The sequence below is a fragment of the Serratia sp. K-E0102 genome (assembly GCF_029962625.1).
Taxonomy (GTDB): Bacteria; Pseudomonadota; Gammaproteobacteria; order Enterobacterales; family Enterobacteriaceae; genus Serratia; species Serratia sarumanii.
This window is the reverse complement of the sequence record NZ_CP124754.1, coordinates 340,211-364,430: the sequence shown is the minus strand read 5'-3', so window position 1 is coordinate 364,430 and position 24,220 is coordinate 340,211. Positions and strand designations below refer to the sequence as shown.

Here is a 24,220-nt window from a genome sequence, read left to right as displayed (position 1 = left end):
TAAAGAGGCACTACCATGGATTACCGCAACCAATCCCTTGGCGCGCTCGCCATCGCCATTCCCCGGGCATCCCGGCTGTTTCGCCAGCATCAGCTGGATTTCTGCTGCGGCGGCCGGCAGTCGCTGGCGCGCGCCGCCGAGCGTAAAGGGCTGGACATCGACCAGTTGGAGAACGCGCTGGCCGCACTCGCCGCCACGCCGGAACAAAGCCGGGACTGGCGTACAGCGCCGCTCGGTGAAGTGATCGATTACATTCTGCCGCGCTTTCATCAGCGGCACCGCGAGCAATTGGCCGAACTGGTGCTGATGGCGGAAAAAGTCGAACGCGTGCACGGCGACAAACCCAGCTGCCCGCGCGGGTTGGCGAAGCAGCTGAACCTGATCCGTCTGGATCTGGAGAATCACATGATGAAAGAGGAGCAGATCCTGTTCCCGCTGATCAAACAGGGCATGGGGCCGCAGGCCGCCGGACCGATCTCGGTGATGGAGCATGAACATGACGAGGCGGGTGAGCAGCTGGAAGTGGTGAAGTTCCTCACCGATAACGTGACGCCGCCGGAGGGCGCCTGCACCACCTGGCGAGCGCTGTACACCGGCATCGATGAGTTTATCGGCGATCTGATGGAGCACATCAGCCTGGAAAACAATCTGCTGTTCCCGCGCGCGCTGCGCGGCGCATAAAATAAGGGCGCCACGAAGGCGCCCGGAGCAATCCTCGGTGGGATTACAGGATTTCCAGCAGCTCGACGTCGAACACCAGCGCGCTGAACGGCGGGATGGACGCGCCTGCACCACGCTCGCCGTAGGCCAGGTTATGCGGGATATACAGCTGCCATTTGGAGCCGACCGGCATCAGGGTCAGCGCTTCGATCCAGCCTGGGATCACGCCGCTGACCGGGAATTCTGCCGGCTGACCGCGCTCAACCGAGCTGTCGAACACGTCGCCGTTGATCAGACGACCGGTGTAGTGCACGCGCACGCGGTCCTGACGGGACGGGATCGGGCCGTTGCCCTGCTCCAGCACGGAGAACTGCAGGCCGGACTCGGTCAGCGTCACGTCGTCGCGCTTGGCGTTGTCGTCCAGGAATTTCTGGCCTTCAACCGCCATCGCCTGCTGGCGCTCGCGGCGCACCGCGTCCGCACGCTCGTGGATTTCACGCAGCGCACGGTGCACCACGTCTACCGGAACCGCCGGGGCATTCCCTTCCAGCGCGTCACGCAGGCCCGCCAGCAAAGCTTCCGGTTGCAAACCTTCCAGCCCGGACTCTTGCAGCTGCTGGCCGACCTGTAAACCAATCCCGTAACTTGCTTGCGCTTCAACGCTGTCAAAAGAAGGGGTTGTCATGGGGTTTTCCTTAAGTCTGTAAAAAGTCGAAAGCGCAGCATAACAGCGCGTCAATGCCGGGTAAAATCTTGTGTGGAGAATGATGACTTTTGTCGTAGAAAAAGAAACAATAACCTTCTGTTAACGCCCGCAGCCGCAAACCCCGGCCCTGCCGCTCAGCCGCCTTTCACTTCAATCAGTTAGCGGACTATACTGAAAGCAGGATATCGGGCAGGCGACGCGCTTGCCGCGCCGCGCTCATTATTTCGCCGTCGAAGAGAGGTCACCATGGGCAGAATCGCGCCCAGGAGAAGGAAAACCACCCGCATCTACCAGCCGCTGCTGCGCACCTGGCTGAACGTCAGCCAGCGCCTGAAATCGGGCGCCGCACCCACGTCTGAAGGCGCGGAACCGCCATCGGAGCCACCGCCGGCCAACGACAAAATGCAGCAGGTCAAAGCGCTGCTGGCCAAAGTCTGGCATCTGCCGGACGGTTTCCATTGGATGGAGCCGCTGCCCTACTTTCACCGCCGCTGGGTGCTGATCTTCGGTATCATCCTGCTGCTGGCCCTGCTGTGGCCCTACTCGCCCGAAAGACAGCCGTTCCCGGTATCCCAGCAGGAAACCAGCGTGCCGCTGCAGGCCGAGCGGCAAAACGGCGGCACCACGTCTGCCAACGAACCAACGCCGGCGGGCAACTGGCAGCGTTACCAAATCCAGCCCGGCCAGACCCTGGCCCAGCTGTTTCGCGACAACAATCTGCCGGTGAATGAAGTGTTCGCCATGGCGCAGGTGGAAGGCGGCGACAAGCCGCTGAGCAACATGAAAGCCGGCCAGGAAGTGCGCATCGAACGCGGCGCCAATGGCGTGATTAACGCGCTGTCGGTCACCACAGTGGACAACAGCCAGGCGCTGTTCCGCCGCCAGGCCGACGGCAGCTACCGCCGGGAACGCTAATCCCTACAGCTGCGCCAGCAAAAACTCGCGCAGCACCACGCCCTGGTTGTGCTCGGTATCTTTGCTGCCATACAGCAGCGTCAGCGCTTGCCCCTGCCGTAACAGCGCCACCAGCGGCCGCCAGGCGTCGTTGGCCGCCAGCTGTTGGCGGTAACGCGCCTCGAAGACCGCCCACTGGTCGGTATGCTGATGGAACCACTTGCGCAGTTCGTCATCCGGCGCCACCTGTTTCAGCCACTGCACGCCCGTCAGCCGCTCCTTGCTGATGCCGCGCGGCCATAGCCTGTCTATCAGATAACAGTGTTCCGGCGCCGGCGCGCTGAAATCGTAAACCCGCTGTAGCGTAATCTTTGCCATCGCACGCTCTCCTTTTTATCCCGTCTTCAAGCGTAGCGCGTTTTGCCGGGCGCAGAAAAGCAAAACGCCAGCGCGAGGCTGGCGTTTTAACCGGGTTAACAGCAGCGTAAATTACGCTTCTGCAACCACAACTACATTCAGCTGTGCGAACACGTCGCTGTGTACCTGGAAGTGCACTTCGTGCTCGCCAGTGGTACGCAGAACGCCGTTCGGCAGACGAACTTCGCTCTTGGCAACTTCAACGCCTGCCGCAGTCACTGCGTCAGCGATGTCGCGGGTGCCGATAGAGCCGAACAGTTTACCTTCGTCGCCAGATTTGGAAGCGATGGTGACTGAACCCAGTTCGTTGATCTTGGTTGCGCGAGCTTCAGCAGCAGCCAGAACGTCAGCCAGTTTGGCTTCCAGTTCAGCACGGCGTGCTTCGAAGAACTCAACGTTTTTCTTGGTAGCAGGAACAGCTTTGCCCTGTGGTACCAGGAAGTTACGAGCGTAGCCCGCTTTAACGTTAACTTGATCACCCAGGCTGCCCAGGTTTGCTACTTTATCAAGCAGAATAACTTGCATTACCTTATCCTCTCAAAGTCGTTAATGGACAGTGGCCGATTACTGATGACGATCAGTGTACGGCAACAAAGACAGGTAGCGCGCGCGCTTGATAGCACGGGCCAGCTGGCGCTGATATTTTGCACGAGTACCAGTGATACGGCTCGGTACAATTTTACCACTTTCGGTGATGTAGTTTTTCAGCGTAGCGATGTCTTTATAGTCAATCTCTTGAACGCCTTCCGCGGTGAAACGGCAGAACTTGCGACGACGGAAATAACGTGCCATTTGGCTAGTCTCCAGAATCTATCAATTCAATCTGCTCGGCATGCAGAACCAATTTGCTCAGCCCGTTGCGCCCTTGATGGCAGCTTACAAAGCCTTGCACGGTAATCTGACTGCCGACCGTTAATCTTTGAGTTAGTGCTTGTGACTGTTGTCCGCTGACAACCACGGGCATTCGGCACCATGCTTGTCTGCTGAATCCGGCTTCCATCTGCTGCGAACGGTGCTCTAGCACAAATTGGCAGTGCGGTATCCCGGAAGGACTCACTTTTCGAACCGGCGCCTTGCACACAGTGCCCGACAAAACCAGACGATTAGCCGTCACGGCGGCAATTACTCTTCAGAATCCCCAGCATCTGCATCATCTGCGGTTTCGTTAGCGAAGTCTTCGCGGCGATCGCCACGACGTTCGTCTTTCGCTTTAACCATCGGAGATGCTTCAGTTACCGCGTGCTTAACGCGCATAACCATGCTGCGGATAACGGCGTCGTTGAAGCGGAAGTTAGTTTCCAGCTCATCGATCGCTTCCTGCGGCGCTTCAACGTTCAGCAGAACGTAGTGAGCCTTGTGCAGTTTGTTGATCGGATAAGCCAGCTGACGGCGGCCCCAGTCTTCCAGACGGTGAATCTGACCTTGCGCGTTAGTGATGGTAGCACTGTAACGCTCGATCATGCCCGGAACCTGTTCGCTTTGGTCAGGATGGACCATAAAAACGATTTCGTAATGACGCATCGAATTGCTCCTTACGGATTATTCAGCCTCCTGTCAGGGTCAACCGCGGCCCATGGAAGCAAGGAACGTGTTTAGTGTGCGGCTGAAAAATGACGCGTAATCATACTGACGCAGGGCGGGAAACTCAAGGACTGCGTGGGTTTTATTCGCGTTAATGCGAGGCGTTATGGGAAATAGCACGATTTGCTCGTGGGAGAACCTATGTACGCCGATCCATCGGTTTCAAAAATCTTTCAATGAAATCAGCGCTGAGTCACAAATCTATTTCACTTTTTTTGAAAGAGGCCATCAAAAGACCCCGCTTTTTAATCCGCCGCAACGGACTAAAATTAACCATATCCGCCGCAGACAGCGCGACGAAAAAGATTCCAGGTTATTCAATGCAGATAAATGACTTTTTGCCGCAGCGACACTCGCTGTCAGGCCGTAACGGCAAAAAGTAAGAGAGGCACTATGAAACGCATCATTCTCGCAACGGCGCTGGCCGCCCTGTTCTCCGCCAACGTAATGGCCGCCACGGAGATCACGTCGCACCAGGCCGATCAACGCCAGAGCGTCGGCTTCGTCACCCTGAACCAGAACGTGGTTTCGCCGGATGACGCCAGCAGCCAGGTCAGTAAAATCGCCGATCAACGCGGCGCGACCTCTTATCGCATCATCGCCCTGCACGAACCGGGCGACAACAGCACGATGCACGTCAGCGCCGAGCTGTATCGCTAAAGAGACAAGCCACGCCAGGGAAATCCCCAGGGCTTCATCAGAAAGCCCGTTCAGTCCGCACCGGAGCGCCGCTCGTTGGGCGCTCCGCTTTCCTCATCACAGCTTGAGCAGCGCCGGCATGCTGAACGCCTTGCCCGGATTGTGCAATTGCAGCGCCGTCCGCAGATAGTTCGTTCGCGTTTGCAGCAGCTCTGCGCTTTCCGCCAGCGTCGCCCGCTGTTCGAACGAGAGCGCACCGGCTGCCGCGGGGTGAGTGGGCGCCGCTTTCGCCGCGGAGGCGAACAGCGCCGTCACGTTTTGCATCGTCTGCGCGGTGATGCGCGACAGCGGATTCGCCTTGTTTTGCCGCGCCTTGCCGTCGGCGGCCCCCAACATCTCGCTGAAGGCCGCTGAGTTAAGCTCGGCGCGTGCTTTCATCGTTCCCATTAAACCGTCCGCACTGCCGATGTTTTTTATCATGCCCTTTGCTCCTTGCTGCCCTGAAAGAATTCACGCTGGCATTCTCCCCTTTATTCGGCCAAACGATGGCCGAAACAGCAGGCACAGAGCGGTGCAATTCCAGGCATCGCGCCAGGATGCGTATTACAGCTCGCGGCGGAAGAAGTCGGCCGTGGCGGACAGCGCCAGCGGCGTGATGCGGTGCTTCACCCCCGGTTCGATGAGCGACGTCAGACGGCTGCCCGCACCTTGTTGGTGCAGTTCAGCCGCCAAACGCAGGCTGTCCGCCGCCGGCACCACGTCGTCCGTCTCGCCGTGCCACAGCAGCAGCGGCCGCCCGGCGATCGTCTCCAAACGCCTCTCCAGCTCATATTCCGCCAGCACGGCGGTGCGCGCCGCAAACGCCGCCGGCGAGAGCGCCTCGCCCTCTGCGCCCAACGGCGGATACAGCGTTTGCGCCAGCGAACGGTAATAGCCGGAACCCATCAGGCTGGCGGCCGCCCGGACCCACGGGAAGCGCGCGAAGGCGCCAAGCGCGGTCATGCCCCCCATAGAGGCGCCGGCGACGCCGATACGCCCGTCGGCAATCAGGCCGAGCCGCTCAAAATGCGCCTTGATCTGCGGCAGCTCGTCGATATTGCTGCGCAGGATCTCCCAAAACGTGGCCAGACGCCGCGCCTCATCTCCGTCGAACCGCTCGCCGTGCCGATCGGCATCCGGCAATACCACCCGAAAACCGACGCGCGCCAGCGCATAGGCGAAGTAGGCGTACACCTCTTTCGACGAGGTATAGCCGTGACAGAAGAACACCATCGGCAAGGGCCGGTGATAGTGCCCTGCGGGGACGGCATGGATCACCGCGATATCGCCCGCCCGCTCGTCATGAATTTCGATCATCCGTTCATCCTCAACGCACCTGTTGGCACTCATCATGACAAACTTGCGCCGGCCAGCGTTAGCTCAATCTGTTCCAGCTTATATTGCGTTACACTGAAGCCATCTACCGGCTCTTCCGAGGTCATCATGACGCTTGTCCGTACACTCATCATCCTGACGCTGGCCGCACAGCTTTCCGCCTGCGGCATCATGACCACCACGCCGAAACCGCCGCCGCCGCCCACCGCACAGGCGCAGGAGATCGTCCGCGCGCAGACCGCCGAGCTGGTGAAGATAGGTACCGTCACCGCCGTAGTGCGCGGCAGCCCGATGGACGTGGAAGCGGAGATCCAGCGTAAGGCCACCGCCGCCGGCGCCCGGTATTACGTGATCATCATGAACAGCGAAACCGTCGTGCCGGGCCAATGGTATTCCCAGGCGATCCTGTATCGGTAAGGCGGGGATTTTTTAAGCAGATTTACACTGGCTTTGCACAGGCTGAAGTAGGGTGTTGCACACTGGCGGACAGCATGCCGCATGTTGCGGGTACGATTCAGGATCTGACGAAGGGGAACGCCATGAAACGCTCCACCGCACTCACCTCCCTCCTGCTTTCAGTAGGGCTGCTCAGCACCGGCGCACAGTCCGCCGAACTGGCGCCCGCCGATCGCGTGACGCCGCTCAGTGAAATCGCCGAGATCACCTTTAACGATCTGCCCGGCTCACCGCAGGAGGCTGAGCAGGCCATCGCCCGCACCGCCGGCCAGCACGGCGCCAGCTATTACCGCATCCTGCGGATGGAAGAACAGGCGCACCCGCTTGGCTGGCGCGCCTCGGCCATCTTATACCTTTAGTAGCTCATGCAAGCCGCATTCAACACGCCGCCGCTGACGGAGACGCCCCCCAGGAAAATCCCGGCGGCCAGGTGGTTCGCTTCGATCTTGTCGCTGATGCGCGGCATGTAGATCTTCACGGCCGCGAACAACAACAGTTGCACCACCAGCGCCACCACGCCCCACAGCAGGTAATCCAGCAGGCTGATCGAGTTGATCGCCGCGCTGGCCAACGGGATCACATACCCCAGGCAAGCGCCGATGAAAGCAAAGGCGGCGGATTGGTTATCGGCCTTGATCAACGCCCATTCGTCGTGCGGGGTGATGCGGGTATAGACGAACAGAAACACCAAAACCATGGCGAAACCGCTGAAGAAGTAAGAGGCGAACGCCGCCAACGCGCTGAGAATATCCATGTGCATTTTCCTGTCAGAGTGAGACTGAATTAAAAAGGTTTTCGCCGCCGCGCGCCACCCTTTTCCCTAACCGCCGATGGCGCGGTTCAGCAGCAGTTCGCACACCTCGGCCGACAGCAGGCTCTCGCCGCGGTGATCCAGCGTCAGATGGCACCAGGCGTCGGCTACCTGCGGGCTGGCGTGCTGCAGCAGCTGCGCGGCGCAGCACAGATCGAACAGCTGCTGGGTCAGCAGCCGCCCCATCTCCTCACTCGGTTGCCGGGCGCGCTGCTGCCACTGCCGCCAGGCATGATCGAACAACCGATTCTGGCCACGCACCGGCTGCAGTTCGAACTGCAGCATCTCGAGCGCGCCCGGCAGTTTGTGCAGGCTGCGCAATACGTCCAGACACATGATGTTGCCGGAACCTTCCCAGATACTGTTGACAGGCATCTCGCGATACAGGCGCGGCAGCTCGCTCTCTTCGCAGTAGCCGATGCCGCCCAGCACCTCCATCGCTTCGGCGATGAACGGCATGCCCTGGCGGCAGATGCTATATTTGGCCGCCGGGGTCAGCAGGCGGCTGTAGATCAGCTCGCCCTCATTGCTGCGGCTCTCCCAGGCGCGGGCCAGCCGGAACAGCAACGCGGTATGCCCTTCCAGCCGCAGCGCCATGCGCGCCAGAACCTGACGCATCAGCGGCTGTTCGATCAAGAGCTTGCCGAACGCCTGCCGCTGCAGCGCATGATACAGCGCCACCGACAGCCCGCGGCGCATCAGGCCGTGGCTGCCGAGCGAGCAGTCGAAACGGGTCAGGCCGCCCATCTTCAGGATATGCCGCACGCCGTCGCCCTCCTCCCCCAGCAGCCAGGCGGTGGCGTCCTGAAATTCCACTTCGCTGCTGGCGTTGGAACGGTTGCCCAGCTTGTCTTTCAACCGCTCCAGGCGAATGGCGTTGCGGCTGCCGTCCGGCAAAATGCGCGGCAGGAAGAAGCAGGACAACCCGCCTTCGGCCTGCGCCAACACCAGGTGCGCATCGCTCTGCGGCACCGAGAAGAACCACTTGTGCCCCACCAGCCGGTAGGCTTCACCCGGCCCGCGCGCGCCGAGCGGCGCGGCGGTGGTGGTATTGCTCAGCACATCGGAGCCGCCCTGTTTCTCCGTCATGCCCATGCCGATCAGCAGGCCGCGCTTTTGCCCGCCAGGCAGCAGGTGAGCGTCATAACGATCCGACAGCAGCGGCGTCAGCCAGGAGCGAAACTCGGCCGGTAACGCCTGCAGCAACAGCGGCGTAGCGCCGAAGGTCATGGTCACCGGGCACAGCGTGCCGGCCTCGACCTGCGCATGCAGCATAAAGCGCGCGGCGCGCGCCACGAAGGAACCGATGCGCGCATCCTCCTGCCAGGGCAGGTTGTGCACCCGGTTGGCGATCAGCCCCTGCATCAGGATATGCCAGGCGGGGTGAAAGCGAACGTCGTCCAGCCGCTGGCCGGTGGCGTCGTAGCGCAGCAGCTCCGGCGGGTTGGCATTGGCCAGGCGCCCCAGCTCCAGCGACTCCTGGGTGCCGAGCTGCTGGCCCAGCGAGGCCAATACCTCGGCGTCCCAGCCGCCCTGCTCGCGCTGCAACGCTTCGCGCAGCGGCGTATCGGAGAGAAACAGGTTGCTGTTGCCCAGCGGCTTGGGTTGGTTAAAAACGGTGTGCGTAGTCCAGACCATGAGAGTGCTCCCTGAGAAAAGCGTCAGGAGTAAGTATGGTCGGCGCAGAGATTTCTGCCGCAGGCGGGATCACAAGAGGGGGAATTAACGGGAGCACTAAGCCCCCGTCAGAAGAATCAGCCGCGCTGGCGCACCGCTTCGAACAGGCAGATGCCGGTGGCGACCGACACGTTCAGCGAAGAGACGGTGCCGGCCATCGGGATGCTGATCAGTTCGTCGCAGTGTTCGCGGGTCAGACGGCGCATGCCTTCGCCTTCCGCGCCCATCACCAGCGCCATCGGGCCGGTCATTTTGCTCTGATACAGCGTATGGTCGGCTTCGCCGGCGGTGCCCACCACCCAGACGTTCATTTCCTGCAGCAGGCGCAGCGTGCGCGCCAGGTTGGTCACGCGGATCAGCGGCACGTTTTCGGCGGCGCCGCAGGCCACTTTCTTGGCGGTGGCGTTCAGCTGGGCGGAACGGTCGCGCGGCACGATCACCGCGTGCACGCCGGCAGCGTCGGCGCTGCGCAGGCAGGCGCCGAGGTTGTGCGGGTCGGTCACGCCGTCCAGCACCAGCAGGAACGGTGTCTCCACGCTTTCCAGCAGGCCCGGCAGATCGTTCTCCTGATACTGACGCCCCTCGCGCACCCGGGCGATGATCCCCTGGTGCACCGCGCCTTCAACCTTGTCATCCAGCCATTGGCGGTTCGCCACCTGGATCACGATGCCGGTCGCTTCCAGCTCGGCGATCAGCGGTTGCAGGCGGCGATCTTCGCGGCCTTTCAGGATAAACACTTCCAGGAAGCGTTGCGGATCGCGCTCTAACAGGGCTTTGACGGCGTGGATGCCGTAAATAATTTCGCTCATGATGCTCTTTTAAATTCGTGCGGCCGGCGATAACCGGCCGATGATAACGATGTGCGGCAGGTTAAGCCTGCTCGGCACCTTTCTTCTTGGCTGCGCGTTTGGCTTTGGTCGCCGCCGCGATTTTCCGCGTTTTGTCGGACGCTTTCTTGGCTTTCTTTTTCGCCTTCTTCACGTTGTCCGCGGGCTTGGCGTCATCCTGCTTGCGGAAGGCGCTGTCCGGCTCGAAGTTGGCCGGCGGTTTGCCGCCGCGGCGCTTGCCGCGCCCCGCGTTGCCGTTGTCGCGCAGCGTGCGCTGGCCGCCCTTCTTGGCGCGATCGCGCTCGGTTTTACCTTCACCGCGCGCTTTGCGGGTGCTGGACACCAGCGCGAAGTCAATCTTGCGCTCGTCCATATGCACCGCGTCCACGCGGATCTCCACCGTATCCCCCAGGCGATAGACGGTGCCGGAAGATTCGCCGATCAGGCGCTGGCCGATATTATCGTAGCGATAGTAATCATTATCCAGCGTTGATACGTGCACCAGCCCGTCGATGAACAGATCGTTCAGGCGCACGAAGAAACCGAAGCCGGTCACGCTGGAGATGATGCCGCTGAACACTTCACCGACGTGATCCTGCATGAAATCGCACTTCAGCCAGTCGGCGACGTTGCGCGTCGCTTCGTCCGCGCGGCGCTCGGTCATCGAGCAGTGTTCGCCCAGCTGCAGCATCTCTTCGAATTCACTGTGCCAGCCGCCGGTCGGCGTCCAGCGCTCTTTCGGCTCGCCGTGTTCTTTGGCCAGCTGATATTTGATCGCGCGGTGCAGCGCCAGATCCGGATAACGACGGATTGGCGAGGTGAAGTGGCCGTAAGACGCCAGCGCCAGGCCGAAGTGGCCGCGGTTTTCCGGATCGTAAATCGCCTGCTTCATCGAGCGCAGCAACATGGTTTGCAGCATTTCGTGGTCAGGGCGCTCGGACACTTCGTCCATCAGCACCGCATAGTCCTTCGGCTGCGGCTTGTTACCGCCGCCCAACGTCAGCCCCAGCTCGCTCAGCACGCTGCGCAGCGCGGAGATGTGGTCGTCGCTCGGACGATCGTGCACGCGGTACAGCGCCGGCTCGTTGCGTTTCTCGACGAAGCGCGCGGCCGCCACGTTGGCCATGATCATGCACTCTTCGATCAGCTTGTGGGCGTCGTTGCGCACCGTCGGCTCCACGCGCTCGATGCGACGCTCGGCGTTGAAAATGAACTTGGCTTCTTCGGTTTCAAACGCGATGCCGCCGCGCTCGGCGCGCGCCTTATCCAGCACCTTGTACATCGCGTGCAGCTCTTCCAGGTGCTTGACCAGCGGATGGTAGTGCTCGCGCAGCTCCTGATCGCCCTGCAGAATGTGCCACACCTTGTTGTAGGTCAGGCGAGCATGCGAGCTCATCACCGCCTCGTAAAACTTGGCCGTAGACAGGCGCCCCTGGGCGGAGATGGTCATCTCGCACACCATGCACAGGCGATCGACCTGCGGGTTCAGGGAGCATAGCCCGTTGGACAACACTTCCGGCAGCATCGGGATCACCTGCGACGGGAAGTACACCGAGTTGCCGCGGCTGCGCGCTTCGTCGTCCAGCGCGGTGCGCGGGCGCACGTAGTAACTGACGTCGGCGATCGCCACCCACAGGCGCCAGCCGCCGCCGCGTTTCTTCTCACAGTACACGGCGTCATCGAAGTCTCGTGCGTCTTCACCGTCGATGGTCACCAACGGCAGCTTGCGCAGATCGACGCGGCCCTTCTTGGCCGCTTCCGGCACCTGCTCGCTGAGATCGGCCACCTGTTTTTCCACCTGCGGCGGCCAGGTATGCGGGATCTCATGGGTGCGCAGCGCGATGTCCACCGCCATGCTGGTGCCCATCTTGTCGCCGAGGATCTCGACGATCTTGCCGACCGCCTTGGTGCGGCGGGTCGGGCGCTGAGTCAGCTCCACCACCACCATAAAGCCCATGCGCGCGCCGCTGACGCTGTCCGCCGGGATCAGAATATCGAAGCTCAGACGGCTGTCGTCCGGCACCACGAAGCCGGTGCCGGCGTCCATGAAGAAGCGGCCGACAATCTGGCTGGTTTTCGGCACCAGCACGCGCACGATGCGCGCTTCGCGGCGCCCTTTGCGATCCGCGCCCAGCGCCTGCGCCAGCACCACGTCACCGTGGATCGCCATTTTCATCTGTTCGGCAGACAGGTACAGATCGTCTTTGCTGCCTTCAACGCGCAGGAAGCCGTAGCCGTCGCGGTGGCCGATCACCGTGCCGCGCAGCAGATCCAGACGTTCCGGCAGCGCGTAGCACTGGCGGCGGGTAAACACTAACTGGCCATCGCGCTCCATGGCGCGCAGGCGGCGACGCAGCGCTTCCAGCTGCTCTTCACCGCTGAGGCCCAGTTCGTTGCCCAGTTCTTCGCGGCTGGCCGGCGTTTCTCTTTTCGCCAAATGGGCCAAGATATATTCACGACTGGGGATAGGGGATTCGTATTTTTCTGCTTCTCGTTCCAGGAATGGATCTTGTGACATTGCGGTTCCTCCGTTGTCATCAGCAGGATGACGTTGAGCCTTGTCTTCTCAACGTCGTTTTATTCGACAAGCAATAGCTTGTAGAGCGGCGGATTGTCTTCGACCATGTCGGCCAACGTATGCTTATCCAGCTCTTCAAGGAAATTCTGTACGCCCTGGTGGAGCACCTGCTTCAATCGGCAGGCAGGGGTGATGTGGCAAAAATCACTGCTGCAGTTAACCAGCGCGAGCGGCTCCAGCGCCCGTACCACGTCGCCGAGGCGAATGCTCTCGGCCGGTTTGCCCAAGCGAATGCCGCCATGCTTGCCGCGCACCGCCGTGACAAAACCGACCCGGCTCAACTGATTGATGATCTTCACCATATGGTTGCGAGACACGCCGTAAACCTCGGTCACTTCCGAGATGCTGGTCATCTTGTCCTGCGGCAACGAGGCCATGTAGATCAACGCCCGCAGGCCATAATCAGTAAAACTTGTTAACTGCACATCTTACCTCTGGGTATCGTTTTACCCGTCTGATACGCCGCTTTTCGGCGCTATTCAAAAGATTACTCATTGGATAATAAACCAGCCGGAGAGTTCGTCGCTAATTATTTAGCGAATCCCGCGCCCTAAGGCGGGTTTATGAAAGGATTTTTTGACGTGAAACCGCAATCGGAGGGAGTCAGGATAAAAACAAACCGGGACGCGCCCGGTTTGTTTAATGCCGCAAAGCCTGATTATGCGTCGAACGGGTCGCGCAGGATCATGGTTTCGCTGCGATCCGGGCCGGTAGAGATGATATCTACCGGTACGCCGGTCACTTCTTCGATGCGCTTGATGTAGTTCAGCGCAGCCTGAGGCAGCTTGCTGTGCTCTTTCACGCCAAAGGTGGTTTCGCTCCAGCCCGGCATGGTTTCGTAGATAGGCTCGATGCCTTCCCAACCTTCAGCCGCCAGCGGAGTGGTGTCCACTTCACGGCCGTCCGGCATGCGGTAACCCACGCAGATCTTCACTTCTTTCAGGCCGTCCAGGACGTCCAGTTTGGTCAGGCAGAAGCCGGACAGGGAGTTGATCTGCACCGCGCGACGTACCGCTACCGCGTCCAGCCAGCCGGTACGACGGCGACGGCCGGTGGTGGCGCCGAACTCGTTACCCTGCTTGCACAGGTACTCGCCGGTTTCATCGAACAGTTCGGTTGGGAACGGGCCTGCACCCACGCGCGTGGAGTAGGCTTTCACGATGCCCAGCACGTAGTCCACATAACGTGGGCCAATGCCGGAACCGGTAGCCACGCCGCCGGCGGTGGTGTTGGAAGAGGTCACGTACGGGTAAGTACCGTGGTCGATATCCAGCAGGGTGCCCTGAGCGCCTTCGAACATGATCAGGTCGCCACGCTTGCGCGCGCCGTCCAGCAGTTCGGAAACGTCAACCACCATGGCGGTCAGGATGTCGGCGATAGACAGCACGTAGTCCAGCGTCGCCTGATAATCGACGGCTTCAACTTTGTAGTAGTTGACCAGCTGGAAGTTGTGGTAATCGACGATCTCTTTCAGCTTAACGGCGAAGGTTTCTTTGTTGAACAGATCGCTGACGCGCAGACCGCGACGAGCCACTTTATCTTCGTAAGCCGGGCCGATGCCGCGACCGGTGGTGCCGATCGCTTTTGCGCCGCGCGCTTTCTCACGCGCGTTATCCAACGCAACGTGGTAAGGCAGGATCAACGGGCAAGCTTCAGAGAGTAACAGACGTTCGCGTACCGGGATGCCACGCGCTTCGAGTTCACCCATTTCTTTCATCAACGCGTCCGGCGCCAGAACAACACCGTTGCCGATGATGCTGGTGACGTTTTCACGCAGAATACCTGAAGGAATTAAATGAAGAACGGTTTTTTCACCGTTGATTACCAGAGTGTGGCCAGCGTTATGGCCACCTTGGTAGCGCACAACATATTGAGCCCGTTCAGTCAGCAGGTCTACAACCTTGCCTTTACCTTCGTCACCCCATTGGGTGCCCAGTACGACGACGTTCTTACCCATTTTTCAAAATCACCGATTGCTTAAAAATGGATTCTACCACCGTAATTTTCGATTTTCAGCACTTTTAGCATACGATTGCATAAATTTTGGGCTAGACTTTAAAGACCCGTGCGGCCGCTCAACATGTAGTAGATCACGCAGCCCGCAACCACTATTCCACCGCCAAATCGCCGCAGCGTCGCGTCCGGCAACTGCGACATCGCCACAATCATTTTTCGCCAGGCCTGCGGAAACAGCATCGGCCCCAATCCTTCCAACACCAGAACCAGCCCGAGCGCCAGCCAAATCGTTGAGTTCATGCATCCCCCAAAAACGAGAAAGGGCCCGCGTAAACGGGCCCTCGATCAGATTGCCTGCCGCGCTTACTTGCGCAGGCTATCAGGCGACTTCATGTAGCGGAAGAAATCGCTGTCCGGGCTCAGTACCAGCACGTCCTGGTTGTCCTTGAAGCTGGCTTCATAGGCACGCAGGCTGCGGATAAAGGCATAGAAGTCCGGATCCTGGCTGAACGCGTTGGCGAACAGCTTGGCCGCTTCGGCATCGCCTTCACCGCGGGTGATACGCGCCTGACGCTCGGCTTCCGCCAGGGTACGGGTCACTTCGTAGTCCGCGCTGGCGCGCAGCTTCTCGGCTTCTTCCTGGCCCTGCGAGCGCAGACGACGGGCTACCGCTTCACGCTCGGCGCGCATACGCTGGTAGATGGCGTCGGACACTTCGGCCGGCAGGTTGATCTGCTTGATACGCACGTCGATCACTTCGATGCCCAGCGCCGCCATGCTGTTCGGGTTAACCTGCGGCTGTTTGCCGGTGGTTTCCCGCTCAACGCGCGCCGCCGCAGAGGCGATAGCGTCATCGGCTTCGGTGGTCGCCACTTCTTCGCCATCACCCACGGTGCCGGTGTTCAGCGCGTCACGCACGTCGGACATCAGCTTGCCGCGCGAGTCGGTCACGATGTCTTTCACGTCCAGGCGGCCGATTTCGGAACGCAGACGGTCGCTGAACTTGCGTTTCAGCAGCACTTCGGCCTGGGAGACGTCGCCGCCGCCGGTCGCCAGGTAGTAACGGCTGAAGTCGCTGATGCGCCACTTCAGATAGGAGTCGACGATCAGGTCTTTCTTCTCGCTGGTCACGAAACGATCGGCCTGGTTGTCCATGGTCTGGATGCGCGCATCCAGGTTCTTCACGGTCTCAATGAACGGGATCTTGAGGTGCAGACCCGGCGCATACACCAGCGGCTTGTTTTCGCCGTCGCGCAGAACCTTGCCGAAGCGCAGCACGATGCCGCGCTGGCCTTCCTGCACCACGAACAGCGAAGCGTACAGCACCACCAGCACCGCGAGGACAATAACTACAAAAGACTTACGCATTGATTACTCTCTCCCTACGCGAGTGGTGTCGTCACGCTGCGCATTCGCCCGGCGCTGATCCATAATCGAACCGCCGCTGGTGCGCGGGGCGCTGCTGTTGGCAGCCGGCGCAGGATTCGGATTGAGGCGAATCAGGCTGGTATCCTTGTTGCCGCTCTCCGGCGCCGCGCCTTGGCCGCGCAGCATCTGATCCAGCGGCAGCACCATCAGGTTGTTGCCTTTGTCGCTCACCAACACCTTACGGGTATGGCCCAGCACTTTTTCCATGGTTTCGATATACAGACGCTCGCGGGTGATCTGCGGTGCGGACTTGTATTCCGGCAATAGCTTGGCAAAGCGCGCCACCTCACCCTGAGCTTCCAGGACGGTACGGTCCTTATAAGCCTTGGAGTCTTCCAGCAGACGCTGCGCCTGGCCGTTCGCACGCGGCTGAACTTCGTTGGCGTAAGCTTCCGCTTCACGGATGTATTGCTGCTCGTTTTCACGCGCGGCGATCGCATCGTCGAAGGATGCCTTCACCTCTTCCGGTGGACGCGCCGCCTGGAAGTTGACGTCCAGCAGCGTGATGCCCATGTTGTAAGGACGAATGGTCTCTTCCAGCATGCGCTGCGTATCGTTACGCACCACGGTACGGCCTTCGGTCAGGATGCGGTCCATCGAGTATTTGCCGATCACGCCGCGCAGGGCGCTGTCGGTCGCCTGGCTCAGGCTGTCGTCGGCATTGACGACGCTGAACAGGTACGCTTCCGGGTTGGTCACGCGGTACTGCACGTTCATTTCCACGCGCACCACGTTTTCATCGGAGGTCAGCATCACGCCGGACGCCGCCAGCTCGCGCACGGATTCCACGTTCACCGGACGCACGTCGTCGATGAAGGTCGGCTTCCAGTTCAGGCCCGGCTGCACCAGGTGGCTGAACTTGCCGAAACGCGTCACGACGCCGCGCTCGGCTTCCTTGATGGTGTAGAAGCCGCTGGCGGCCCAAATCACCACCACGGCCACCGCCGCGATACCGATAATGCGGCCGCTGAAGCCCGGACCAGAGGTGCCGGTGCCGCCGCTATTGCTGTTGGAGCCTTTGCCCCCGCCGAAACCGCTCAATTTCTTGCTCAGTTTGCGGAAGATATCGTCCAAATCAGGTGGCCCTTGATCACGACCGCCTTTGTTGTTACCGCCAGAGTTGCCGCCATTGTTATTGCTGCTCCCCCACGGGTCGCGGTCCTGTCCGTTATTACCGGGCTGATTCCACGCCATGTTTTAGCTCCATATTCTGTGATTGGGTACTTCAGGCTTTCGCGAAGCATAAATGTAACAGGATATGATCATACGATAAAGTCAATCAGGTCCTGTTCTTGCTTGCAGAGACGACGCCATTCGACGATCGGCATTCGCACCACCACGCCAATGCTGCCGTCTTCTTCGTTCCACTCTTTTTCAATCGCCTGAAGCTGGTAAAAACGGCTGCGAAGACGGCCTGCCCGTGGCGGTAAGCGCAATTCGTAATGCGCGATCTCCCCCGATAAGCGCTCCGTCAACGCCTGATACAGCAACGGAATACCCTCTCCGCTGGCGGCGGACAGCCACACCCGGATCGGCAGGTTTTCGTCGTTGCGGTCGATACGCGGCACAAAATCGTCCAGCATATCTATTTTGTTCATCACTAACAGTGTAGGGATTTCATCCGAGTCTATCTCCGCCAGCACGGTGTTCACCGCTTCGATGTTCTCATCGACGCGCGGATCTGCGGCATCGATGACGTGCAGCAGCAGAGATGCCTGGCGCGTTTCCTGCAGCGTCGCCTTGAAGGCGGCCACCAGATCGTGCGGCAGGTGCCGGATAAAGCCTACGGTATCCGCCAACACGGTATCCCCCACGTCCGGCACGTCAATGCGCCGCAACGTAGGATCCAGGGTGGCAAATAGCTGGTCCGCCGCATACACCTCGGCAGACGTTATTCGGTTAAACAGGGTGGATTTGCCGGCGTTGGTGTAGCCAACCAGCGATACGGTCGGCACATCGGCGCGGGTCCGCGCGCGTCGGCCTTGTTCACGCTGCTTTTCTACCCGCTCCAGGCGGCGCAGAATCAAGCTGATGCGATCGCGCAACAGGCGACGGTCGGTCTCAAGCTGGGTTTCCCCCGGCCCGCGCAGGCCAATCCCCCCTTTTTGCCGCTCCAGGTGCGTCCAGCCGCGTACCAGACGCGTGGCGATGTGACGCAACTGCGCCAGCTCCACCTGCAGCTTACCTTCATGGGTGCGGGCACGCTGGGCGAAGATGTCTAAAATCAGCCCGGTGCGATCGATCACCCGGCATTCGCACAGGCGCTCGAGGTTTCTTTCCTGCGCCGGGGAAAGGGAATGATCAAACAGGACAACAGACGCGCCGCTGGCTTTCACCGCATCTGCAATTTCTTCGGCCTTTCCTTCGCCGACAAAGTACTTCGGATGCGGGGCTTTGCGGCTACCGGTCACCACTTGCAAAGCTTCGACACCGGCTGAGGAAACCAACGATTCGAACTCGTTGAGGTCTTCCGTATCTTTGTCTTGCGAGAAATAGATATGAACCAGTACGGCCTGCTCACCGGCTTCATAACGGTCAAACAAGCGTGCAACCTCTCAAACGGACACTCACCGTGAGTTTGGGGGACATAAACAGCCCGCGGCTGCTTATGCTCCCCGTCATGGTTGACTTGCAACGCGCTTTATTCAGCGTCATCGCTTTCCTGCTGCGGCTGTTGCTGCGCAGACGGATTGTTGCCATGGTGATAGTTGCTTGAACCGCCGCTCGGGTTGTTGCTGTGATGCGAGACCGGGCGAGACGGGACAACGGTAGAGATAGCGTGCTTGTACACCATCTGGCTAACCGTGTTCTTCAACAGGATGACAAACTGGTCAAAAGACTCAATCTGGCCTTGCAGCTTAATACCATTCACCAAATAAATAGAAACCGGAACACGTTCACGACGCAATGCGTTCAGGAACGGATCTTGCAAAGATTGCCCCTTAGCCATTCTATCTTTTCCTTATTTGCTTGTTGTTTGTAACTAAGAACCTGTCGGCTCTAAAATAAACGACGTAAAAAATTTGCGCGCTGAATACTCAGCAATTGTACACAATCACCCAACCTATGCACTAACAACCTGTGTCACCGAGTCCAAAGCCTCTCCCGGCTTTTCACTGTCCAACCAATGGACCGACTCCCAACCCCGTAACCAGGTCATCTGGCGTTTAGCCAACTGACGTGTTGCGCAAATACCACGATAAACCATCTCATCGTAACTAATTTCACCAGACAAGTATGACCACATCTGGCGGTAACCGACACAGCGAATGGAGGGCAAGTCCGTATGCAAATCACCCCGTGCGAAAAGTGCACGCGCTTCCGTCTCAAAACCCGCCGCCAACATTTGATGGTACCGCAGCTCGATGCGTTGATGGATCAACTCACGGCTGGTCGGCGCTATCGCAAATTGGTGAACTTGATACGGCAACGATTCACCCGAAATTTTAGTCAGTTCCGTTAAAGTTTTACCCGAAATAAAAAAAACTTCCAGTGCTCTGGACAGTCTCTGCGGATCATTCGGATGAATTCTCAATGCCGCGACCGGATCGATCGCCTGCAACTGCCGATGCAACGCCTCCCAGCCCTGCTCCGCCGCTTGCCGTTCGATGCGCTCGCGCACCGCGGGATCGGCGGACGGCAGCGGCGACAATCCTTCCAGCAACGCCTTGAAATACAACATGGTGCCGCCGACCAGCAGCGGAATGCGCCCGGCGGCGGTGATGTCGGCCATCTCCTTCAGCGCGTCGGCGCGAAACTCCGCGGCCGAGTAGGCTTCGGCGGGATCGCGGATATCGATCAGCCGATGCGGCGCCTGCGCCAATTCTTCGGCGCTCGGCTTGGCGGTGCCGATATCCATGCCGCGGTAAATCAGCGCGGAATCGACGCTGATCAGTTCCACCGGCAGGCGTTCGCGCAGCGCGATCGCCAGCGCGGTCTTGCCCGAGGCGGTCGGCCCCATGATGAAAATAGCCGGGGGACGTGGTGTCATTTCAGTGTCAGTCATGCTTGAGGGCCGCCAGTGCGGCCTGTAAATCAACGGGTTGTAAAAGTCCGCTCGGTGGCGATTTGACCAGCTGCGGGCAAAGTCGTTCAACGTCGGTCAACAATTGTATCGCTTGCGAGGTGTTCCACTGTTCATGTTCGCTGCCAAGACGGCGAGCGAGCCAGGTGGCCAGCACCGCGGGCGACATCTCCTGATGTTCGGCCAGATAGCCTAACAGTTCGGGTATCAGTTTTTGTAAATTTTGTTGGCGTAATGGTAAAGGCACTGCGCGCAGCGTCACACGGCCGTGATCCGTCTGCAGATCCAGCCCCATCGCCACGAGCAGCGCCTGATGCCGCGCAATGGCCGCCGCTTCGCGCTTCTCCAACGTCAGCTTAATCGGGATCAGCAGCGGCTGCGGCCGCAGCCCTTCCGCCGGCGGGTTGAGCTGCGCCTGGCGCAGCCAGCGTTCGGCTACCGCCAGATTGAGCAACGCCGGCTGCTGGCGCTGCTCAATCAGCGCGTAGCACGGCGGATGGATCATCAACACCCGGCCAAAACTGTGTTGGCCGCCCGCCAACGGCGTTTCCGCTGCGGCTTTCGTCGGCGGGAACAGCGGCGGCTTGCTCGAAACTTCCGGCGCGGCATCGGCCTGCGGCTCGGCGGCGGGCTGCATCAGTTTACCGTACAGCTCGCCTTCGCGTTTCTGGTAACCGCCGGTCGTTTGCCAACCCGGCTGCGGCGCCCGCTCGCGGGCGGTGCCGGCCGGTGGCGGCGTTTCACGGCGCGGCGCAGGCTGAGAAAAATGGTTGCCGCCGGCGGCGACGCGGTTCTCCGGCTGCCAGACCGGCGCGGGCGCTTCGTCAGGCGTTTCCGCCAGCGGCAGCGGCGGCGTCTGACCGGCCTGCTGCAGCACGGTGGTTACCGCCTGGTAGATAAAATCGTGCACCAGCCGCGCCTGATGGAAACGCACCTCGTGCTTGGCGGGATGAACGTTGACGTCCACCTGATGCGGATCGACCTCCAGATACAGCACGTAAGCGGGCTGCTGATCGTCCTTCAGCTGATCCTGATAGGCCTGACGAATAGCGTGATTGATCAAACGATCGCGCATCATGCGGCAGTTGACGTAGCAATACTGCATTTCACCCAGCTGGCGCGCCCCGGCCGGATCCGCCACCCAACCGCGGATGCTCAAATCGCCGTGCTGCCAGTCGATGTTCAGCGCATGCTGCAAAAACGCCGGGCCGCAGATGCTGCCCAAACGGCGTTCGTGCTGGCTCTCTTCTTTCGCCGCCCGGTATTGGCGGATCGGTTTGCCGTTGTGGCTGAGGTTGATCGCCACATCGAAACGCGCCAGTGCAATGCGCCGCACCACTTCATCGATATGGCCGAATTCGGTTTTTTCGGTGCGCATGAACTTGCGGCGCGCCGGCGTATTGTAAAACAGATCCAGCACTTCCAGCGTGCTCCCGACCGGGTGCGCGGCGGGTTTGAGGGTCACCGCCTGCTCGCGCCCTTCGGCATAGGCTTGCCACGCCTCGCTTTGCTCGGCGGTGCGCGACGTCAGGGTCAAACGGGAAACCGAGCTGATACTGGCCAGCGCTTCGCCGCGGAAACCGAGGCTGACGATAGCCTCCAGATCGTCGAGCGTGCTGATTTTACTGGTGGCGTGCCGTGCCAGCGCCAGCGCCAGATCGTCCTTGCCGATGCCGCAGCCGTTGTCGCGAATGCGGATCAGCTTGGCACCGCCGCGTTCAATATCGATATCGATGCGCGTTGCGCCGGCGTCCAGGCTGTTTTCCACCAGTTCCTTGACGACCGACGCGGGGCGTTCAACCACCTCTCCGGCGGCAATCTGGTTGGCAAGCTGCGGCGGTAACACCTGGATAGGCATGCTGGCTCCTGTAGCGATGGCGCTAGGCCTGCGGAATGGTCAGCGTCCGATCCAGCGGCGCGACGTCCGACTTCAGATTATTGACCCGTTTCAGATCGCCGACGCTGACCCCGTAGCGAGAAGCGATGGAGGAGAGCGTATCCCCGCGGGCCACTTTATGTTTAGACGTTTTCTTCGCCGGCGTTTTCGCCTTGGCGACGGTGGTGGTGACGGCGGCGGCTTTCCCCGCCGGCACCTTCAGACGTTGCCCTACCCACACGCCGTCTTTTTTCAGTTTGTTCAGATCACGCAGCGCCGCCATGGTGGTGCCGTAGCTGTCGGCGATGCCGGACAGCGTTTCCGCCCGCTTCACCACGTGGATCCGGGTCTTGCCGCTTACGCTGCGGCTCGCGCCGGCCGAGCTGACGATAGGCTCAGGCTGGCGCACGTCTGGTGTTGAGGTGTTAACCGCCGCTGCGACGTCCAGCGGTCGGTTTTCCACCTTTGGGTCGGCTTGCAGCGGATGCGCCAGGAAGTAGCTGCGCAGGCCGTTATGAATGGCTCTGGCAATCTTCTCCTGATACGCGCTACTGCCCAGCAGCCGCTCCTCCGTGCTATTGCTGATAAATCCGGTTTCCACCAGCAGCGAGGGAATATCCGGCGAACGCAGCACGCCCAGGCTGGCGTGTTCCGGCCGGCGTTTATGCAACGATCCGACACTCTGCAGCTGCTGCAGCACTTTCACCGCCACGTCGTACCCGACGCGCTGCGAGTGGCCGAACTGCAGATCCAGCACTGCCTGGCTCAGGTAAGGGTCAGCCTGGCTGTTGGCCAGCAGATCGCCGGCGCCGCCGAGCAGCTCGGACTGTTTCTCATGCTGTTCGAGCCAGCCGGCCATTTCGCTGTTGGCGCGGCGATTGGACAGCACCCAGACGGAGGCCCCGCTGGCGCTGCGGTTTGGCGCGGCGTCGGCGTGGATGGAGACCAGCACGTTGGCGCCCTGTTTACGCGCCACATCGGAGCGCCCCATCACCGAGATGAAATAGTCGCCGGTACGGGTCAGCACCGGTTTGAACTGCGGATCGGCGTCCAGCATCGCCTGCAGGCGGCGCGCGATGGCGATGGTGACATTCTTTTCTTTCAGCCCGCTCGGGCCAATGGCGCCCGGATCCTGGCCGCCGTGGCCGGCGTCGATCGCTACCACCACCCGATCGCCGGAACCGGCGGAAACGCGGCTGCTGCGCGGCGTGACCTCTGTGGCGGTGCCTGCGACCACGGTCTGTTTATTGGTGAAGGGATTCGATCCTGTCGGCGCTTTGCGCAGCGGCGGCTCCGGCGCTTCACGCACCGCGACCGGCGCCTGGCGCGGTGGCTGGCTGACCGTGACCGGCGCCTGACGCGGCGGTGGATTGACCGCAACCGGCGCAGGCGTTTGCACCGGCGCTTTACGCACCACGGTATTGGCGCCGCCTTCGGCCGTAATGGTGAACACCACGGTATGCACGCCGCCGTTCTGGCGGGTGGCGACGCGGGTTTTGGCGCGCTGGGTCAGATCAAACACCAGGCGCACGCTCTGCGCGTCTTTCGGCGCGCTGGAACGAATGCTTTTCACCAGGTTTTGCCCGCTGAAATTGAGCGGAAGACCGCCGACCTTGCCCTTCTGGTTAACGTCCAGCACCACGCGTTCCGGGCCGTGCAGCGGGAAAAACGCATAGTCCGGCGGGCCATTGAAGCTCACCGACACCGTCGCTTCGCGTTGGGCGTTGGTCACTTTGATATCGGACAGCGAGGACGCCGCCAGCGCGTTCAACGCGCCGAGCGGCCCCAGCACGGCGATCAGCATGATGACCGCAAATTTTTTCAACACGTGCGTCATTGCAGCATCATCCCTGTGATCCATGAATGCGGTCTAACAGCTGGCTGCCGTATGCGGAAATCGCCTCGATCTTCGCCTCTCGCCCCTCGCCCTGATAGCTAAGATGCAGCGCCAGATCCGGCTCCGGCAGCACGCCGGTGCCCTGCTGCGGCCATTCGACCAGGCAGATGGCGTCTTGCGCGAAGTAATCGCGAATGCCCATGAATTCAAGCTCTTCCGGATCGGCCAGGCGATACAGATCGAAGTGATACACCGCCAGCGGCTGCAAGGCATAGGGTTCCACCAGCGTGTAGGTCGGGCTTTTGACGTTGCCCTGATGCCCTAACGCCTGCAGGAAACCACGGCTGAAGGTGGTTTTACCGGCGCCCAGGTCGCCGTAGAGATAGATGACGCTGGCGCGATCGCAGGCCTGGGCCAAAGTGGTGCCCAAAGCGACAGTCGCTGCCTCGTCCGGCAGAGGTAAAACGAGTTCTTTCATT

General features: G+C 60.6%; 28 protein-coding genes. 5 read left to right on the top strand and 23 right to left on the bottom strand.

The window, feature by feature from the left end; all coding sequences use genetic code 11:
- Window positions 1-15 precede the first annotated feature (15 nt).
- Window positions 16-681 (top strand): iron-sulfur cluster repair protein YtfE, encoded by a 666-nt coding sequence (gene ytfE / locus SSARUM2_RS01655; RefSeq protein WP_033648691.1) that lies wholly within the window; start codon window positions 16-18, stop codon window positions 679-681.
- Between the two features lie 43 nt (window positions 682-724).
- Here ytfE and fklB read toward each other — a convergent pair whose 3' ends face one another.
- Window positions 725-1,345 (bottom strand): FKBP-type peptidyl-prolyl cis-trans isomerase, encoded by a 621-nt coding sequence (fklB, locus tag SSARUM2_RS01650; RefSeq protein WP_004933618.1) that lies wholly within the window; start codon window positions 1,343-1,345, stop codon window positions 725-727.
- 267 nt (window positions 1,346-1,612) lie between these two features.
- Here fklB and SSARUM2_RS01645 point away from each other — a divergent pair, with 267 nt between their 5' ends.
- A complete protein-coding gene (locus tag SSARUM2_RS01645; RefSeq protein ID WP_060451788.1) occupies window positions 1,613-2,281 on the top strand; it encodes a LysM-like peptidoglycan-binding domain-containing protein in 669 nt (222 codons plus the stop codon).
- A 3-nt stretch (window positions 2,282-2,284) separates the two neighbouring features.
- Here SSARUM2_RS01645 and SSARUM2_RS01640 read toward each other — a convergent pair whose 3' ends face one another.
- From SSARUM2_RS01640 to rpsF, 5 genes are all read right to left on the bottom strand, one after another.
- Window positions 2,285-2,638, bottom strand: a complete 354-nt coding sequence (locus SSARUM2_RS01640) for a DUF488 family protein (RefSeq protein ID WP_033648693.1) — start codon at window positions 2,636-2,638, stop codon at window positions 2,285-2,287.
- Between the two features lie 111 nt (window positions 2,639-2,749).
- Complete coding sequence (rplI, locus tag SSARUM2_RS01635) at window positions 2,750-3,202, bottom strand: 50S ribosomal protein L9 (protein ID WP_004933629.1); 453 nt, start codon at window positions 3,200-3,202, stop codon at window positions 2,750-2,752.
- Between the two features lie 39 nt (window positions 3,203-3,241).
- Window positions 3,242-3,469 (bottom strand): 30S ribosomal protein S18, encoded by a 228-nt coding sequence (rpsR, locus tag SSARUM2_RS01630; RefSeq protein WP_000135199.1) that lies wholly within the window; start codon window positions 3,467-3,469, stop codon window positions 3,242-3,244.
- A gap of 4 nt (window positions 3,470-3,473) precedes the next feature.
- Window positions 3,474-3,791, bottom strand: a complete 318-nt coding sequence (priB, locus tag SSARUM2_RS01625; RefSeq protein ID WP_049233092.1) for a primosomal replication protein N — start codon at window positions 3,789-3,791, stop codon at window positions 3,474-3,476.
- Window positions 3,792-3,799: 8 nt separating this feature from the next.
- Window positions 3,800-4,198 (bottom strand): 30S ribosomal protein S6, encoded by a 399-nt coding sequence (gene rpsF / locus SSARUM2_RS01620; RefSeq protein ID WP_004933634.1) that lies wholly within the window; start codon window positions 4,196-4,198, stop codon window positions 3,800-3,802.
- A 453-nt stretch (window positions 4,199-4,651) separates the two neighbouring features.
- On the opposite strand from rpsF, the gene SSARUM2_RS01615 reads away from it, so the two are divergent.
- On the top strand, window positions 4,652-4,918 hold the full coding sequence (locus SSARUM2_RS01615; protein WP_033636793.1) for a DUF1471 domain-containing protein: 267 nt from the start codon (window positions 4,652-4,654) through the stop codon (window positions 4,916-4,918).
- Between the two features lie 96 nt (window positions 4,919-5,014).
- On the opposite strand, the gene SSARUM2_RS01610 is transcribed toward SSARUM2_RS01615, so the two are convergent.
- Window positions 5,015-5,377: a hypothetical protein gene (locus tag SSARUM2_RS01610; protein WP_033654896.1), complete on the bottom strand. Its 363-nt coding sequence runs from the start codon at window positions 5,375-5,377 to the stop codon at window positions 5,015-5,017.
- Window positions 5,378-5,500: 123 nt separating this feature from the next.
- Window positions 5,501-6,253 (bottom strand): esterase, encoded by a 753-nt coding sequence (gene yjfP, locus SSARUM2_RS01605; protein ID WP_125460823.1) that lies wholly within the window; start codon window positions 6,251-6,253, stop codon window positions 5,501-5,503.
- 126 nt (window positions 6,254-6,379) lie between these two features.
- Here yjfP and bsmA point away from each other — a divergent pair, with 126 nt between their 5' ends.
- Both bsmA and SSARUM2_RS01595 read left to right on the top strand, forming a co-directional pair.
- Complete coding sequence (gene bsmA, locus SSARUM2_RS01600; protein ID WP_033648696.1) at window positions 6,380-6,688, top strand: biofilm peroxide resistance protein BsmA; 309 nt, start codon at window positions 6,380-6,382, stop codon at window positions 6,686-6,688.
- A gap of 122 nt (window positions 6,689-6,810) precedes the next feature.
- Window positions 6,811-7,086 (top strand): DUF1471 domain-containing protein, encoded by a 276-nt coding sequence (locus SSARUM2_RS01595; protein WP_033638652.1) that lies wholly within the window; start codon window positions 6,811-6,813, stop codon window positions 7,084-7,086.
- Here SSARUM2_RS01595 and SSARUM2_RS01590 read toward each other — a convergent pair.
- The 15 genes from SSARUM2_RS01590 to tsaE all read right to left on the bottom strand — a co-directional run bounded on the left by SSARUM2_RS01590 (window position 7,083) and on the right by tsaE (window position 24,219).
- Window positions 7,083-7,481: a DUF350 domain-containing protein gene (locus SSARUM2_RS01590; RefSeq protein WP_033636787.1), complete on the bottom strand. Its 399-nt coding sequence runs from the start codon at window positions 7,479-7,481 to the stop codon at window positions 7,083-7,085. The two genes, SSARUM2_RS01595 and SSARUM2_RS01590, sit on opposite strands and share 4 nt — an antisense overlap.
- Before the next feature lie 66 nt (window positions 7,482-7,547).
- On the bottom strand, window positions 7,548-9,176 hold the full coding sequence (locus tag SSARUM2_RS01585; protein ID WP_033654894.1) for an isovaleryl-CoA dehydrogenase: 1,629 nt from the start codon (window positions 9,174-9,176) through the stop codon (window positions 7,548-7,550).
- A 116-nt stretch (window positions 9,177-9,292) separates the two neighbouring features.
- Entirely contained in the window at window positions 9,293-10,024 is a 732-nt protein-coding gene (gene rlmB / locus SSARUM2_RS01580) for a 23S rRNA (guanosine(2251)-2'-O)-methyltransferase RlmB (protein ID WP_004933653.1), read from the bottom strand.
- A gap of 61 nt (window positions 10,025-10,085) precedes the next feature.
- On the bottom strand, window positions 10,086-12,560 hold the full coding sequence (rnr, locus tag SSARUM2_RS01575) for a ribonuclease R (RefSeq protein ID WP_039567854.1): 2,475 nt from the start codon (window positions 12,558-12,560) through the stop codon (window positions 10,086-10,088).
- A gap of 59 nt (window positions 12,561-12,619) precedes the next feature.
- A complete protein-coding gene (gene nsrR / locus SSARUM2_RS01570; protein ID WP_033636784.1) occupies window positions 12,620-13,045 on the bottom strand; it encodes a nitric oxide-sensing transcriptional repressor NsrR in 426 nt (141 codons plus the stop codon).
- A 233-nt stretch (window positions 13,046-13,278) separates the two neighbouring features.
- Window positions 13,279-14,577 carry an adenylosuccinate synthase gene (locus SSARUM2_RS01565; RefSeq protein ID WP_033648701.1) on the bottom strand — a complete coding sequence of 433 codons (1,299 nt, stop codon included), beginning with the start codon at window positions 14,575-14,577 and terminating at the stop codon, window positions 13,279-13,281.
- A 98-nt stretch (window positions 14,578-14,675) separates the two neighbouring features.
- Window positions 14,676-14,876: a DUF2065 domain-containing protein gene (locus tag SSARUM2_RS01560; protein WP_004933666.1), complete on the bottom strand. Its 201-nt coding sequence runs from the start codon at window positions 14,874-14,876 to the stop codon at window positions 14,676-14,678.
- A gap of 63 nt (window positions 14,877-14,939) precedes the next feature.
- A complete protein-coding gene (hflC, locus tag SSARUM2_RS01555) occupies window positions 14,940-15,944 on the bottom strand; it encodes a protease modulator HflC (protein WP_033648702.1) in 1,005 nt (334 codons plus the stop codon).
- A 3-nt stretch (window positions 15,945-15,947) separates the two neighbouring features.
- Window positions 15,948-17,198, bottom strand: coding sequence for an FtsH protease activity modulator HflK (hflK, locus tag SSARUM2_RS01550; protein ID WP_033636782.1), 1,251 nt, complete (start codon window positions 17,196-17,198; stop codon window positions 15,948-15,950).
- Between the two features lie 68 nt (window positions 17,199-17,266).
- Window positions 17,267-18,547 carry a ribosome rescue GTPase HflX gene (hflX, locus tag SSARUM2_RS01545; protein WP_004933675.1) on the bottom strand — a complete coding sequence of 427 codons (1,281 nt, stop codon included), beginning with the start codon at window positions 18,545-18,547 and terminating at the stop codon, window positions 17,267-17,269.
- Between the two features lie 98 nt (window positions 18,548-18,645).
- Complete coding sequence (gene hfq / locus SSARUM2_RS01540) at window positions 18,646-18,954, bottom strand: RNA chaperone Hfq (protein WP_004933678.1); 309 nt, start codon at window positions 18,952-18,954, stop codon at window positions 18,646-18,648.
- A gap of 114 nt (window positions 18,955-19,068) precedes the next feature.
- A complete protein-coding gene (miaA, locus tag SSARUM2_RS01535) occupies window positions 19,069-20,010 on the bottom strand; it encodes a tRNA (adenosine(37)-N6)-dimethylallyltransferase MiaA (protein WP_004933679.1) in 942 nt (313 codons plus the stop codon).
- Window positions 20,003-21,886 (bottom strand): DNA mismatch repair endonuclease MutL, encoded by a 1,884-nt coding sequence (gene mutL / locus SSARUM2_RS01530; protein ID WP_060452841.1) that lies wholly within the window; start codon window positions 21,884-21,886, stop codon window positions 20,003-20,005. Before mutL ends, miaA begins: the two co-directional genes overlap by 8 nt.
- A gap of 22 nt (window positions 21,887-21,908) precedes the next feature.
- Window positions 21,909-23,741, bottom strand: a complete 1,833-nt coding sequence (amiB, locus tag SSARUM2_RS01525; protein ID WP_060438176.1) for an N-acetylmuramoyl-L-alanine amidase AmiB — start codon at window positions 23,739-23,741, stop codon at window positions 21,909-21,911.
- A gap of 7 nt (window positions 23,742-23,748) precedes the next feature.
- Window positions 23,749-24,219: a tRNA (adenosine(37)-N6)-threonylcarbamoyltransferase complex ATPase subunit type 1 TsaE gene (gene tsaE / locus SSARUM2_RS01520; RefSeq protein WP_033648706.1), complete on the bottom strand. Its 471-nt coding sequence runs from the start codon at window positions 24,217-24,219 to the stop codon at window positions 23,749-23,751.
- Window position 24,220: the final 1 nt, after the last annotated feature.